At 59.8% G+C, this 16,079-nt stretch carries 3 protein-coding genes (2 of these 3 cut by a window edge); all 3 read right to left on the bottom strand.

The features are described from left to right. Tightly spaced (each overlapping or abutting the next), the 3 genes in view from J3U87_RS13250 to J3U87_RS13240 form a layout consistent with a single transcriptional unit that may run on beyond the window. Positions 1-6,803 carry the 5' end (the start) of an amino acid adenylation domain-containing protein gene (locus J3U87_RS13250; RefSeq protein ID WP_237383523.1) on the bottom strand. Its footprint begins 13,090 nt before the window's first position, so the window shows 6,803 of its 19,893 coding nt (coding positions 1-6,803); it begins with the start codon at positions 6,801-6,803; its stop codon lies off the left edge, out of view. Continuing rightward, positions 6,800-14,404 (bottom strand): SDR family NAD(P)-dependent oxidoreductase, encoded by a 7,605-nt coding sequence (locus tag J3U87_RS13245; protein ID WP_237383522.1) that lies wholly within the window; start codon positions 14,402-14,404, stop codon positions 6,800-6,802. The genes J3U87_RS13250 and J3U87_RS13245 overlap by 4 nt, the downstream gene beginning before the upstream one ends. Further along, positions 14,401-16,079 carry the 3' portion of a non-ribosomal peptide synthetase gene (locus J3U87_RS13240; protein ID WP_237383521.1) on the bottom strand. It continues 44,485 nt past the right edge of the window, so 1,679 of the gene's 46,164 nt are visible here — the last part of the coding sequence; the start codon falls outside the window, past its right edge; its stop codon occupies positions 14,401-14,403. Before J3U87_RS13240 ends, J3U87_RS13245 begins: the two co-directional genes overlap by 4 nt.

The following is a 16,079-nucleotide window of genomic DNA, read 5'->3' as shown; positions in this document are numbered from 1 at the left end:
TGGGGTTTCTTCAGGAAGGCGAGCAGGTTGTCCGCCATCTCCCGCAGCCGTGCTTCGTCCTTGGCCGACAACGGAATCGCATAGAGTGCCTTGTCCGGCACGGTCTCCGGCTCTGCCGTGTCCGGCCGGTATTCCTCGATCACGGCATGGGCGTTTGCGCCGCCCGCGCCAAACGAAGACAGACCGGCGATGCGCGGCGCCGTGCCGCCTTCGCGGACGGGTCGCTTCCATTCGCGTAATTCCTGCTGTACATAAAACGGACTTTGTTCAAAATCGATATTTTTGTTCAGGTTTGCGGCATGGAGCGAGGGCGCCAACAACCCGTGTTTCATTTGCAGCAGGATTTTGGTTAAACCCGCCATTCCGGCGGCGGCTTCCAAGTGCCCGATATTCGATTTGATCGAGCCGAGGGCGCAGTATTGGTTTTGGTTGGTACCGGCACCGAAGGCTTTGGTCAGACCGGCGATTTCCACGGGGTCGCCAAGCGAGGTGCCGGTGCCGTGGGCCTCGATATAACTGATATCGGCCGGATCCACACCTGCTGCTTCGATGGCGCCTTTGATCATGTCGGCTTGGGCATTGGGGTTCGGCACGGTATAGCCGTGGGTTTTGCCGTCGTGATTGATGGACGTGCCCTTGATGACGCCGTAAATGTGATCGCGATCTTGGATGGCTCGATCCAGCGGTTTGATCAAAACGGCGCCGACGCCTTCGCCGGGTATGAATCCATCGCCGCCTTCGCCGAAACTACGGCAACGGCCGTCGCTGGAAGACATCGTCAACTGGGATTGAATGATGTATTTGTTGGGGTGGATGGAGAGGTTGACGCCGCCGACGACGGCAGCCCGACACTCGTTACGCACGATGCTCTCTACCGCCAAATGCAGCGCCGTCAACGATGAGGAGCACAGGGTGTCCACGGCCATGCTGGGCCCGTGAAAGTCGAAGAAATAGGAAATCCGGTTGGCAATCGAGCCGAAGGAGGACCCGATGATCAAACCGTCGTCTTCTTGTGGCTTGCCGGAGAACAATTGATAGTCGCTGGACATCACGCCGACGAAAACCCCGACGCTGCCCGCGAACGCCGCTTGTAAGGCGGCGCGATTGTAATTGGCGTCTTCGAAGGTATGCCAAACCGTTTCCAGAAAGAGCCGCTCCTGCGGGTCCAGCGCTTCGGCTTCCAGCGGCGACATTTTGAAAAAGAGCGGGTCGAATTGATCGACGCCCTCGATGAACCCGCCCCACTTGGTGTACATTTTTCCCGGCCGGGGTTGATCCGGATGGTAATAAGCGCGGTAGTCCCAGCGATCTTCGGGAATCTCGGAGATACAATCCACGCCGCCTTCGAGGTTTTGCCAAAGCGACTCGAGGTCGTTCGAATTGGGATACCTGCCGCTGATCCCGATAATGGCGATCTCGGTTTGCCGCGCAGGCGCCTCGATGGGCGATCCTTCCGTCGCTACCCGCGTGTCGCGCCACTCCGGAGTTGTGCCGAACAAGTCCTCGAGTCGATCGCCATGGCGGGTCACGAAGAAATCGACCAGGTCGTGAATGGTTTGGTATTCGAAAAGCAGGGTTTTCGGTAGTTTGCCGAACGCTTGTTCCAGGTCGCGGTTGAGCTGAAGGATGATGTAGGAGTTGATGCCGACCGCGTCAAAGGTGGCGTGGGCGTCGATGCTGGCAACGGGAAGCTCGGTTATTTTGGCAAAGCGTTCAACGAGCCAGGTTTCCACCTGGTCTTCCAGACCTTCCTGCCGCGGCTCGCGGGTCGGTTGCGGCACGGCGGTCGCCCTTGAATCGGGGGCTTCGACCCAAAAAGCATCCCTGGCGAAGGGATAGGTCGGCAGCGGTGTTCGCCGCCGCGGTTGGGTTTGGTCGATGAAACGCGTCCACGAATACCGCGCACCCCGCACCCACTTTTGAGCGATGGTGCGCCAATCCTGTTCGGTACCCGCTTCCTGAGGTGCTTCGCCGGAGGCGACCGAGCCTTGGAAACAGTCGCGAATCGGGTCATCGCTCTTTAAATAGCAGGCCAACTTTTCGCGCAAATCGTGCGGCGAGTCCGCGACGAACGCCAGCCGCTCCGTCATGTGGACGCGACCCACCTGGAGCGTATGGGCGATGTCGGCCAGGGGCGGCGGCGTCTTCAGCGCGTCGTGCAGGCGCGCGGCGAGCGTGCGCAGTTGTGAAGGGGTCGCCGCCGAAAGGGGGATCAGGGCTTCCCCTTCTACCGCTGTGGGTTCCGGTTCCGGGTATTCCTCCAGCACCAGGTGCCCGGCCGACCCCGTCGCCCCGAAGGCGTTGATCAAGGCGCGCCGAGGCCCGTCCGAGTTTGGCCAAGTCGTCAATTCGCCCACGATCCGCAAGCCGCCGTCCTCCGGCTGGAGCATGGGGTTCAAGGGCTGGGTATTGAGGGTCGGGAATATCTGTCCCCGTTTCAGTTGGAACAGGACTTTGGTCAATTGCGACATCGCCGAGGCCGATTCCAAATGGCCGATGTTGGCTTTGACGCTGCCGATCGGGGTCGGCGCGTTGGCGGAGTTTTGAAAGATCTCCTTGATGGCGTTCGTTTCCAGGGCGTCGGCCACACTTGCGCCGGAAACCGCTGCTTCCACGTAGCTTATCGAATCGATGGAGACACCTGCGTTCTCGATGGCGGCCAGCATGGATTCCTTTTGCATCTGCGCGGAAGGTGCGCCGTAACGACCCGCTTGACCGCTGAAACCCAGCGCGGTCCCTTTGATGACGCCGTGAATGGTGTCGCCGTCCCGTTGCGCATCCCGCACGGACTTGACGATGATCGCGCCGACGCCTTCGCCGGGAACCCAGCCGTCGGCGTGGAGCCCAAAGGGCCGGGGTTCCTTTTGGTCGCTGAGGAAGTCCATGGCATGCAGGAGACCGAGGTGATAGGGATGGCTCATCAAGTTGACGCCGCCGATGATCGCTGCCTTGCAATCACCGGCCTTGATGCTCCTGCAGGCGTAGTGCAGGGCGGTCATGGCCGAAGAGCAGGAGGTGTTCACCGCGATGCTGGGCCCCTTGAACCCGAAAAAGTGAGAGATGCGGTTGGCCATGGAGGAGGGAAAGGAAACGGCGGCTTGGCCTTGGTTCGCGGCGTGTTGTTGGTATTCGCTCCACATGGAACCCGTGAATACGCCCACCCGACCGGCAAGGCGGTTTAATTCCGCGCTGGTGTACCCCGCGTTTTCCAGACAGGCCCAGACCGTCTCCAGCAACAGGCGTTCTTGGGGGTCGATGCTGCGCGCCTCGACGGGCGTCATTTTGAACAACTGCGCGTCGAAACCATCGATTCGGTCTAAAAATCCTCCGTGGTGACGCGTGGTTTCCGGGGTATCTGCAGCCGCGTCGCGGCGGAAGGAGGCGTCGAAGACCCGTTCGGAAAAGCCGGTTTCCCCCCTTTCCAGAAGCCCGAGAAAGTCGTCCAAATCTTCGCCGCCGGGATAGCGGCCGCTGAGGCCCACGATGGCCAGATCCTCGAGAGAGGCAGACTTTTGCGAATGTTCCGCGGGGATCTCGATCGGTTTCCAATCATCGGGCAATTCGCCTTCGAAGCCGCCGCAGACGAAGCTGTGAATCAGTTCATCGCCCGCTTCGAGTTTGAAATCGAGACGAATCTTGTCGAACATCAGGCCGCCGATCGGGCAGATGCCGAGCTTGAATTCTGCCTGCCTGTCCAACAGCATTTGCCCGATGTAACCCGCTTCCAACAGGGCGAGATAAGTACTTTCCCGGTCAAAGACGGGCTGCCACCGCGCCAACGGCGCCACCAAGAATACATAGAACTTGGCTTGTTGGGCATGTTGGCGATTAAACGGGGTGTAGCACAGCTTAATCGCGGTCGACAATTCCCTGGTGATGCGGTGCAGGGCGTGCCGGCTGGGATCGTAGCGATACAGTCCGGGGTCGAGTCCTTCAACCCCGCCCGCTTTGATGTACATGTAGATCTCGAGATCGTGGGTTCCGGTGATCGAGGGATAGAGATGACGCGCTTGACCGTCAAGGGTCTTGCTTCCCAAAAGCGCGAGGAGCTTGCCGACGTGGGCCGCGGGAACGGGTTGATCCAGGTACACCCGTTTGCAGGAGCGCGCGGCATAGCGTTTGGGGTCGATGGTCTCGCTCTCCAAAGGAACGATCGTCGTTTGCGGGAACGATGTTCTGATATGCCGTTGTTCCGCAATCAGTCGATCTTTATCCTCTGTGGTGAGGAACGCGAGGGGCTCCTCGGTCGTGTCCAAAAACGAAGCAAAGGAGCCCTCAAAGGCGCTACCGCTTGCACGCAGGTGATCTGCAAGGTTCCAAATGGGTTCGGTTGATGGGCGTTGCTCAGGCGTTCCCGCCAGAAGACAGTGAATGAAGCGGTGGCCCGACTCCAGGTCGAACTGGGCCGCGATCCGATCGAAGGCAACGCCGGTCACCGGGCGCAGACCCAACCCGAAATCGGCCTGGCGGCTGACAAGCAACTGGCCCATGTAGCCGGCTTCGAGCACCGCCAATAGCGGGCTCGTCGCTTGATAGACGGGCTTGACGGCGTCCATTTGGGCAATAAAGAACACCGCAAACCCAGCCTGGGCGAACGACGCACGATCACACGCCATAAACGCCGAAGGCGTGAATTCGGATTGCGATCGGATGAGATGCAGGCGGTGCTTGATGGGGTGGTAATAATAAATGCCCGCATCCAGATCTTTTACCCCGTCTTCTTTGACGAACAGATAGGTCTGGATGGGATTCAAGCCGCCGGCGGAGGCATACATATACTTGGGTTTTGCTTCCAAACGGCCCTGTTTCAAGAGCGATAAAAACCGGCCGAACCGGTCTGCGTCGATGGATTGCGCGGAAAATCCGGTAGGAATCGAGACTCGCCTAAAGGCCGAATCCCGCAGGTGAACCGGCGCCAAATCAATCCAATCGAGTTCGGTGGATTGCGGCTCGCTTATCTGGCGTTCCTGTGGGGGGATTTCCTCGGGTACGCTTCCCAGCCTATCCGCCACGTAATGCGCCATGGCTGCGACCGTCGGCGTATCCATGATCACATCGACCGGCACGGTGACGCCGAAATGGGTTTGGATCCGCTCGACCATCAGCACGACGGTCAACGACGTGGCCCCGGCATCGAACAAGTCGTCATCGCCCTTCAAGTCGTTCACCATCACCAGCCGCGTGAAATCGCCCAGGAGATGGGCAAGCACGTTCTCGAAGGTCGCGGTGGGTTTGGCGGCCGGTGTTTCGTTCGGTTGCTGCTTTTGGGCGTTTGCAATCGGCCACGGCAGGGCCTTGCGGTCCAGCTTACCGTGGCGGGAAACCGGTAATTCGTCCAGAAACGCGACTTGGTTGGGAACCATGTATTCAGGCAGTCGGTCTTTGACGAACTGTTTGATCTGTCCGGCCGTGACGTCTTCCGCGTCCAGGTAAGCGACGAGTCGGGGATCGTCCTGACTTTGGACGGCGACGGCGGCGTCCTTCACGGCTTGATGGCTTCGCAGAACCGCCTCGATTTCGCCCAGCTCGATGCGAAAACCGCGCAGCTTGATTTGCGTGTCGAAGCGGCCCAGATACTCGATGTTCCCGTCTTCCAGAAAGCGCGCTTTATCGCCGGTTTTGTACAGGCGCGCCTCGGGATCGTTCGAAAACGGGTGGGCGACGAACGTCTTTTGAGTCAGCTCGGGCCGGTTCAAATAGCCCCGCGCCAAGCCGATGCCGCCGATGTGCAGTTCACCCGCTTCGCCGTCCGGAACCGGTCTCAGATCGTCGTCCAGAATATAGAGTTCGATATTTTGAATCGCGCGCCCGATGGGGATTTTCCGGTCCGTGCGCATCTCGCATTCCCAAAAGCTCACGTCGACCGCGGCTTCCGTGGGCCCGTAGAGGTTGTGCAGTTTCGCCGGCATCGTTTCCATCCAGCGACGCGTCAGGTCGTAGGGCAGCGCTTCGCCGCTGGCGAACACATGGCGCAAGGTGCGACAGGTGTGCGCTTGGGCTTGTCCCAGGAAGAAGCGCAGCATCGAAGGCACGAAGTGGCACACCGTCGCGCGCTCGGCATTGATCAAGTCCACCAGATAATGCGCGTCCCGGTGACCGTCGGGTTTGGCGACGATCTGACAGGCGCCTGCCAGCAACGGCAAAAACAGTTCCCAGACCGAGACGTCGAAGGTGTAGGGCGTTTTCTGTAAAATCCGGTCTTGGTCGGTGATCTGGTAGGCGTCGCGCATCCAGATCAGCCGGTTACAAATCGCCTGGTGGGGGATCATGCACCCTTTGGGTTGGCCCGTAGAGCCCGAGGTGTAGATGACATAGGCCAAATGGTGAGGCATGGCCATCGGGCTCGGGTTCGCGTCGGACTCTTCCGCCACATAGTGCCACTCCCGATCAAGGCTCAAAACCGTACCGTCGAAGGAACGCAGCAGCTCCTCGTGTTTGGCTTGCGTCAGCACGGCCGTCGATCCGGCGTCGTCGAGGATGAAGTTCATGCGCTGTTCGGGGTAGTCCGGGTCCAAGGGCAGCCAAGCGCCGCCGGACTTCAAGACCCCGAGCAACGCCGTGGTCAGCTCGAACGAACGCTCCATGACCACGCCGATGATCTTGTCGGGACCCATGCCCAAGCCGCGCAGGAAATGGGCGACCTGGTTGGCGCGCCGGTTGAGTTCGAAAAAGGTGAGCGACTCACCTTCAAACCGGAGGGCGACGTCCTGCGGCGCGCGCGCAGCCCGCTCTTCGACCAGGTGGTGCAGGGTGGTGAGGACTTGGGTCTTCTCGATGAGGGAATGGTCGGTGCTCTTGTTCATAAGACTTTCTCCATGGCATTGGCGACCGCGACCCCGACCTCGCTTGGCCGTGCGCCGATGAATGCATCAAAGTTCGTCTTGCGCCAATTCCCGGCATCCGTCAACGCATCCAAAACGCGCTGATATCCCCGGAACATCTCCGCGATCATGCCTGGCGGATACAACCCTTTGGCCACGTCCCAATGCAGGTTGAGCTGACCGCCTTCTTCCAAGCTGATGCAGTCGATATGGACCTGGGAGGTTTGACTTAAGAATTCACCGAACGTCAAGCCGGGCGGGAGTTGGAGCCGGGTCGGCTTGGCCAGGTTGGTGAACACCACCGGGAAGCCGAGCGATTTGTTGCGATGCTTCATGGCAACCCTTCGCAACACGCTCAATCCGCTGACGGCCTGGTGGGAAAGGTCGCGTTCCAAAGCCTCGTGGTAACCGCGCACTTTCTCTTCGAAGGGTTTTGCCTCCAGGTCGGCGGTGACCCAGCTCATGGCGGTAAAATCGCCCACGACCTCGTCCAACTCGGGGTGCAGTGCGAGCCGTTTCCAGCAGGGGACCACCAGCGAAAACGGTTTGCGGTCCGACCAGGCAGCGAGGACTTCGGCGTAAACCGCCAGCAACACCATGCCGGGCGAAACCTGCAAACCCTCGGCCTTTCGTTTGATGCTGAACCAATCCTCCAGAACGCCTTCGAAACGCTCCGTGCCCTTGATCGAGACCCCCTCGAAGGCGGGTAAATCCGGTCCTGGCGGGATGTCGGCGAATTTGTCGCGCCAGTAATGTGTACTTTTTCGAAAGCCCTCGGTGTTTCGGTAGTGTTGCAGGTACATTACGTAGTCTCGAAACGAAATCGAGGGCTTCTTGATAGGCGCGTCGGGATGTTCGTAGTGGTGAAACAACGCTTCGGCCAGCATGTTGATACTGGTCCCGTCGGCGATGATCATATCGATGCTGAAGTGAACGCGGCACTTCGATTCGTCCAATCGCGATACGGCGATGTCGAAGTACGGCCACGCGCCGAGCGGCGTGATGTTCGCCATCATGGCGTGGCGCACCGCTGCACATTGGCGCAGCACCTCGGCAGGCTTCTCGCCCCGAAAATCTTCGACGCGAATCGCGTAGGGGCGTGGATCTTTCAAGACCTGCTGGGTGCCGTCGGCCTGGACGACCACGCGCAACATGTCGTGGGTTTCCATCACCTTTCGCCACGCGTTTTCCAGGCGTGCCACATCCAGGTCCTCCGCTTCGAAGTCCATGTAAACCTGGGAGCTGATGTTACCGGCGTATTTGCTGCGACCGTATGCGTAGGCCTGTTGCTGATCCGTTTGGGGAAAGGGCTCGAATGCACGATCCGGTTGGGCTTTCAGCAGGTGGATCGGTACCTTGGCGGTCGTTTGCTTGACGGCGGAGCGCCAGGAACCGTCGTGGCATTGTTCGGGGTGCGCAGCCAACCGCTGAAGTACGGCACAATAATCGGAAAACAGCGCGTCCATCACGCCCGGTGCGAAGGTGCCTTTGACGACGTCCCAATTGAAATGAAGCGCGCCATCGCGTTCATGGACCTGGTGATCCAGGTAGACCTGCGGAGTTTGGGTGACCGAATAGGCGAGGTCCGCAAAAAAACCAACGTTCTGGGGTTCGCGTTCCTGGCCCAACAGGGAGGTGAAGACGACCGGCAGGGACAGGTCGTTCGGAATTTTTTTCCGCTTCTTCAGCTCCCGCAACACCCGAATGCCACTGACATTGCCGTGGTCCAAATCTTCCCACAGACTGGTTTGGGTGTCTCGGAAGATGTCCGCCAGGTCGCGGTCGCCAGGGTCGTCCACCCGAAAGAGGTTTGTGGAAATGAATGGGCCGAGCACCTGATTCAAGTCGGGATGAAGGGCGAGGCGGTTGAAATAGGTCATGATCAGGGAGAAGGGGTTGCCGTCGTTCCAGATACGCAGGACCTCGGTGAACACGCACAGCAGCAGCGTCGTCGGCGAGACCTTCAGGGCCTGCGCCTTTTCCTTGAGTGCGCGCCATTGTGCTTGATCGAGGCTTGCTTCCAGTTTGGCGCGGCGATGGTTCCGGGATTCGGAAGGTTCTTGTCTGGGAAACTGTGGCGCACCGGGCATGCCGTCCAATTTGGTCAACCAGTATTCCAGATCCTGCTGATAGCGCTGGGATGCCTCGAATTTTTTGACGGCGACCATGTAGTCGCGGAAAGTGACTTGCGGTTGCCGCCGTTGCGTTGCGGGCTCCCGATAGTAGGCCTGCCACTGGGCGAACAACATGTCGATGCCGGACCAATCCAGCAGGAGTTCATCGATACTGAAATGAACGACGGTTTTTCTTTGCGGGCAGATACTGATTCGGATGTCGAACAGCGGCCATTGGTCGGTTTCATAAACCTTGTGGGAAAGATCGTTTCTCAGCTTCTGTAACGAGGCCGAGCGTTCCTCCGCGGTTTTCCTTCTGAGATCCAGAACCTTGAACTCATAGGGCGGCGTGTCCTCCAGGACCTGTTGGCGGCCGTCGGGCAGAATCACCGTGCGCAACATGTCGTGATCCTGCACGAGACGCTTCCAGGCCGCGTTCAAACGGAACAGATCCAAAGGTTGCGTTGCTTCCAGCTCCAGATAAATGTGGCAGCCGACGGCGTCCTCTTTGTCGCCGAGCTTGCGACCGATCAAATAGGATTCCTGAATATCGCTCAAGGGGAAGGGTTGATAGCGTTCGGAAGGGTTGGGAACGATCACGGGCAGGATCTCGGAATCGGCGACGGCAGACGGTGTGAAGGTCTGCTCGAACGGAGCGACTTTTTCCAGCGCGAGGGTGATTTGTTCGATGGTTTGAGCACCTTGGAACAGTGCGATGGGTGCGGTGACGCCGAACTCGCGCTCAAACGCCGATTTCAACTGAACGCCGTCCAGCGAACCGAAGCCCAGGGTGTCGAGGCTCTTGCGCGTGGGCATGTCGTCGATTTGGAGAAGGTCGCCCGCCGTGCGTCGAAGCCAATCGCTCCAGTCTTTCGTCGCCCGACCCTGCTGCGGCTCGTCGACCGAAGTGGCGCCCACTGCCGGGATCCAGTAGCGCCGCTTGGCAAAGGGATAAGTTGGTAGTGCAACGGGGCGCCGGTTTTCTCCTTCATGAAACGCCGTCCACGGGATGTGGCCGCCATGGGTCCAGAAGTCGGCCGCTTTTGCGAGGTTGGGCTCCGCCATAATCGATTGCAGCACCGCCTTGCCGGTCTCGCCTGAAAGCAAGTTATTGGAAAAATCCTCCGTATTGCCGCGAAACATCGGGACCTGGTGATCGACTTGGGCGACGACCTGCTCCAAGCCAAGCACCAGCTCTTCCATGTCTTCGACCACGAAGGCCAAGCGATAGGCCATGGCCTCACGGTGAAGTTGAAGCGTGTAGGCAATGTCGGCAATCGGTTTGGGGTCGGAACGGATCGCATCCAACAGGTTCGCGCACATGACCGGCAGGCGGTCTTCCGCGTTTGCGGATAGCGGGATGACATGGGCCTGTCCTTGTGCACCCGGTTCGTTTTCGGGCACGGGTTGCGCGTATTCCTCGACGATCAAGTGGGCGTTGGCGCCCGCGGCCCCGAAGGAACTGATCGCCACTCTTCTGGGAATCGCCCGCATCTGCCCGTCGATTTCCAAAACCGGCTGTTCCCAAGCCGTGGCCTCTCGGGGTGGGAGGTAAAACGGAGAGTCGTCCAAACGGATCTTGGGGTTGCGCGGCGTTTCGTCCAGGGACGGTGCGAATTGCCGGTGTTGCAGTTGCAGCACCACCTTGGCGAGCTGAGAGATGCCCGAAGCGGCTTCGGCATGGCCGATGTTGGCTTTGACGGCACCAATGGCGCAAAAGCCTCGATCCGAGGTGGCTTCTCCAAAAAACCGGTTCAAGGCGTTGATCTCGATGGGATCGCCCAACGGAGAACCGTTGACGGCCGATTCCAGGTAGCTGATGGTGCGCGGGTCGATTCCGGCTTTTTCGAAATTGTCCCGCATGAGTTGGATCTGGGCCTGGGGGTTGGGGATGGAGTAGCCCGTGCCGGCACCGCCGTGGTTGGCGGTGACGGATTTGATGACCGCCAAGATGGCATCGCCGTCTTCCACCGCTTGGGCAAGGGGTTTCAAGAGCACGGCACCGACCGCTTCGGCGGGCAGGTACCCGTCGCCGTCGGAAAAGCTCCTGCTTTGAGGATGGCTGCCGATCATGCCCGAGGCGCTGAGGCCAATGTACTTTTTAGGGTGAATCGAGAGGTTCACGCCGCCGGCGATGGCCAGTTTGCATTCCCCGTTGAGCAGGCTTTCATAGGCCATCTTGACGGCTGTCAGCGAGGAGGAACACATGGTGTCGATCGCGATGCTGGGCCCCTGAAAATCGAAAAAATGGGAAACCCGATTGGCGATCGAACCATAGGACGAGAGCGACACCACCGACTCGGTGACGAGATCGGCGTCGAACGCGTGATACTGCTGGTACATGGCGCCGACGTACACGCCGACCCGTTTGGCGTACCGGTCGGCAAGGATCTGTCGCGTGTACCCTCGGCCTTCCAACAGGTTCCAAACGGTCTCCAGAAACAGACGTTCCTTGGGATCCATGACCTGGGCTTCCCTCGGGGAGATATTGAAGAAAAGCGGATCGAATCCGTCCACGTCGCTGAGGAACCCGCCCCACTTGCTGTAGGACGTGCCGGGCTCTTGTTCGTCTTGGTTGTAGGCGGCGGCGTCCCAGCGGTCTTTGGGAATTTCCTCGATACAGTCTTTCCCGTGCACCAGGTTGTCCCAAAAGGTTTCGAGATCGTCGGCTTGGGGGAAGCGGCCGGTGAGGCCGATAATCGCCACGTCCTTCGACGTCGTGCGCGGCGCCTGGGTTGCTGTGGCGCGCCTTTGGGGCCTCTTGAACGTTTTGGGTGCAGGCGGGCTCTGTTTGACCTGCTCCGGTTGCGGGGTCGATGCTTCGAAACCCACTCGGCGGATCAATGCCTCTTTCTGGGTTCTCATCATTTCTTCGACCAGCGCGTCGATGGTCGGAACCTCGAAAAACAAGGTACTGCTGAGGTTGTCGAAGTGTTTGCTCAATCCATTGGTTAGTTGAACGGCAAGGATGGAATCCAAGCCATAGTTTTCCAGGGGTTTCGAAGGATCGATCCGGTTGGGTGGGATCTTGAGAGCTTCGGCGATGAACGATCTGAAGTAGGCCCTACTTTTTTCAACCAGAGAAGGACCCGACTCGATGTGCTGCGGCGCTTCGGGCGCCTCTTCGACTCGAGGCGCGACCGCTTTGAACACCGCCATTTGAGGCAAGGGCGATTGGAGCAGTTTTTCAAGCGTGGCCATGCCCTCGTCAGGCTCGATCGACCCAACTCCGACGGAGGCCATGCGTTGGTTGTGGGCCGCATCGGCGGCAACGCCTACGCTGCCCCAAAAACCCCAATTCATGATTTTGACCGTGGTGGCACATTCTCGGGCGAGTCGATGGGCGAAGGCATCCTTGAAGGTGCAGCCCGCGGCGTAGTTGCTTTGACCCGCGGCTTTGGCGAAGGCGTTCATGGAAGAGAAGAACACCAGGAAATCCAGAGGTTCGGCACAAAAGACCTGGGCGAGCCTGACGCTGATATCGACCTTTGCCGCCAGACTTCGGCGAAAAGGGCCCTCTTCCATCTTGGCCAGGCTGCGGTCCTGCAAAACCAGGGCGGAATGGATCACGCCGTGGATGCGGCCATGTTTGGCTTTGATTTGATCGCGGGCCTGTTGCAGGGACGCTTTGTCGGTGGCGTCGGCTCGAATGTAGGTCAGATTCGGGTGGGATAAGGCCTCGCGCTGCGCTGGTCCCAAGTCGCTCTCGGCGCGGCGACCGATCCAGATCACTCGAGCGTCGTACAATCCAACGACCGAGCGACTCCAAACGGCGCCGATGCCTCCGGCACCGCCGATGACCACATACACCCCTCTGGTGCGGTACGGCGATTGGCTTGCAGGCTTGTCATCGACGGGAAGTAATTGCTGGGCGTACCATTGTTCGCCGCGCCGGGCCACGGCGTCGCCCTGATCGTTGGGGGATACGCGGAACATGGCTTCGACGGGCCAGGCCCGGTCTGCTTCCATGTCCAGGAGACGAATCCGCCAATGTGGGTATTCCTTGGCAAGTGAGCCTGCCAGGCCATGAATGCCTGAATGGGTCGGGTTCAGGTGGTCGGTATCTGCAACGGCAACGCTTTGGGTGGTGATCAACGTCCAGGTCAATTCCTTGACACCGTAATTCAGGGTGAACAGGGCTTTGATGATCCGAAAAACCTGAAGTACACCGATTTCTTGTGCTTCGACCACCGATTCCTCGGTGACAGTGGACACCTGGCGATCGGGCGCGATCCAAACCAAGTGATCGATGGGACCCTTCAATCGGGCGGCGATCGCCGAGATGTTCTCGGTACCTAGCGCGAAATGCCCGGCATCGGGGTACATGCTGCGCACGGCCGCAATTTGGGTTTGGGTACCACCCAGGATGAGGACCCGTTGATCGACGATCGGTTCCCTTTGAAGCGAGATCGGCGACCACACCGGTTCGAGCAGCGTCAAACCCTCGGTCGGAGGCGCTTCGCGTCGCGCTTCCAGGACCCGAGACGACAGGCCTTTGAAGCGGGCGCAGACTTCGCCTTGGTCGTTGAACACGTCGATGTCCAACTTGACGTCGCCCCGCCGCGTTTGCGAAACGTCGCGTTGGGGCGTACATTCCTTGCATTTACAAGGCTTTGCATGTCTGATCCAGGCCCACATGGCGGGGGTACAGCCGCCGATCGCGGCAAACTCGTCCAGCGAGAACGGGAGCGAGGGTTTCGCATGCGTTCCTGTCGCGCCCATGTTCATGGCGATCACGGCTTGCAGGGCAGCATCCATCGTGCTGGGATGCAGCAGAAAATCGTTCTGGGAACTGACGCTGTGGGGCAGTGTCAATTTGGCCAAGACCTGATTGTCCGACGTGTAGACGGTTTCTATGCCTCGCTGACCGGGCCCATATTCGATGCCCACCTTGCTGAAGGCCTCGTAACACTGGTCCGCGTTCAGCGCGACGTGGTTGATGTCGGTTCGCAGAGCCTGAAGGTCGGGAAAAACCGGGTCGCCGCTCTCGCCAACGCTGCCGACGCCCTGGCAGTACACAACGGGTTCGTCGCCGGCCTGCTCCGGTTCGGCGTAGATTTGGAAGTGAATCCGCTCCTGTTCCACGTCCAACCGGATATGGATGTCTTTGGGCGCTTGATCGACGATCAGCGGGCGAATCCAGACCGTATGGCGCAGGCGAATCGCGGAAGCCCTTGATGGCTCGGGGAAACCGGCTGAACAGGCCAGCGCGGCGCGGGCCATTTCGAGGAAGGCCACCGCGGGCATCACCTTTTGTCCCTTGACCACGTGGTCCCGCAGGAAAAACTCATGACCGGTGAAGGTGGCGGAGAAGCGTTGTCCCGAGAAATCGGAGGTGTTGCGGTGGATGAGCGGATGCAGCCGAGCGGACGCGGTGCCCCTCATCCCTTCGATCAGCCCCAACGCCTCGGTTTTGGTCAATTTATGTTCGGCGACCTTCCGATAAATGAGTTCCAGGAGATGGTTCATGGCATACCCGCATTCGTGAGTTTCAATGCTTGGGAAACGTCGATTCGACCGTCTTCAAGCTGTTCCAGAATGGTTTCGAAGTGATCCATTTCGAAATCGTCTCGATGTGTGTCCTGCGGCTCGGTCTCGGTGCCGAGCCAATAGCGTTCGCCGAGAAAAGGATAGGTGGGCAAACCGACCCGCAGGGGTTTGGCCTCCCCGTAGAGCCGCTCCCAATCGACGGCAAGCCCCTTGACCCACAGTTCGATCAGCTTGACGTACTTTTGTTTGGCGATCCATGTGGCGACGATTTCGGGCATATCTTCGTCTTCGGTGAAGATCCGCAGTGAATCGTCGGTGCCCACTTCGCCGCGATAGAATGCGGGCCCGTCGTGACGATCGTCCAAAAAGGCCTGGAGTGTGTCCTGCACTTCGGCGATGGACGTCGCGGTGAACGCCAGTCGATGATCCATGGCGTCGCGCCCGACCTGGAGAGTAAAGGCCAGGCTTTCGAGCTGGAGATCGGCACGGCTCGCGAGGAATTCGCGCAAATTGGCGGCCTGAGCGGCCAGCCGATCCGGGCTCTTGGCGGAGAGCACGACGATGTGGGCCCTCCCCGGTGGTTCGGTCCGGGCGCACGGGGCCGCCACGTATTCTTCCAAAACCACATGGGCGTTGGCCCCGCCGATGCCGAAGCTGCTGACCCCGGCCCGTCTGGGAAGCGCCTCGCCCTGGTGGTCCAAGGTCGGCTTCCAGTCGTGCGTCTTCTCGGCCAGGTAAAAGGGACTGTCCTCTAACTTCAGGTACGGGTTGGGGTCTTTGAGATGCGGATTGCCGGGGATCTTGCCGTGTTTCAGCATCAAGAGCACTTTCAAGACACCGGAGATCCCGGCGGCCGCTTCCAAATGGCCGATGTTGGCTTTCACCGAGCCTAACGCGCATCGTGCCTGCTCGGGTTGCGGGCCGACTTGTTTGCCCAGTTCCTCGAATGCGGCCTTGAGGCCGTTGATTTCAATCGGGTCACCCAATTGGGTACCGGTTCCGTGGGTTTCGATGTAACCCACGCTCGCCGGATCGACGCCCGAGGCCCGGTAGGCCGAGACCAAAAGGTCTTGTTGGGCTACCGGATTGGGGGCGGTCGGCGACGTGGCTTTGCCGCCGTGATTCTCGGCCGAGCCGCGGATCAGGCCGTAAATCTGGTCGCCGTCCTCGAGCGCTCTGTCCAGGGGTTTCAAAAACACCGCGCCGACGCCTTCGCCGCGCCCGTAGCCGTCGGCGCGCTTGTCGAAGGTTTTACAGCGACCGTCCTCGCTGAGCATCCCGGCCCCGGAGGCGGCGATAAACAACTGCGGGCTGGACATGACGTTGACGCCCCCGACCAAAGCCATGTCGCTGCTGCCACTGCGGATGCTCTCGATGGCACGGTGCATGGCAATCAAGGAGCTGGAACAGGCCGTGTCGATGGCTTCGCTGGGTCCGTGCAGGTTGAGGATGTAGGAAATGCGGTTGGCCACGGCGAAGGGGAAGGTGGTCATGAATCCCTCGGCCTGGGTTTGCCGACTCAGGTCGCGATAGTCGGCGGAGGAGACGCCCACGAAGACGCCGACCTTCTTCCCGGACAGGGCGGCGGATCGGTAACCTGCATCTTCGATGGTGCTCCAAACGGTTTGCAGGAAGAGCCGGAATTGCGGGTCCA

This window comes from Sulfidibacter corallicola, from assembly GCF_017498545.1.
In the GTDB taxonomy this organism is placed as follows: domain Bacteria; phylum Acidobacteriota; class Holophagae; order Acanthopleuribacterales; family Acanthopleuribacteraceae; genus Sulfidibacter; species Sulfidibacter corallicola.
The sequence above is the reverse complement of the archived record's forward strand: the minus strand, read 5'-3'. Positions and strand labels throughout refer to the sequence as shown.

Coding starts and splice junctions, on each gene's coding strand:
- J3U87_RS13245 (WP_237383522.1), bottom strand. CDS start 14,404: ATGAACCATCTCCTGGAACTCATTTATCGGAAGGTCGCCGAACATAAA.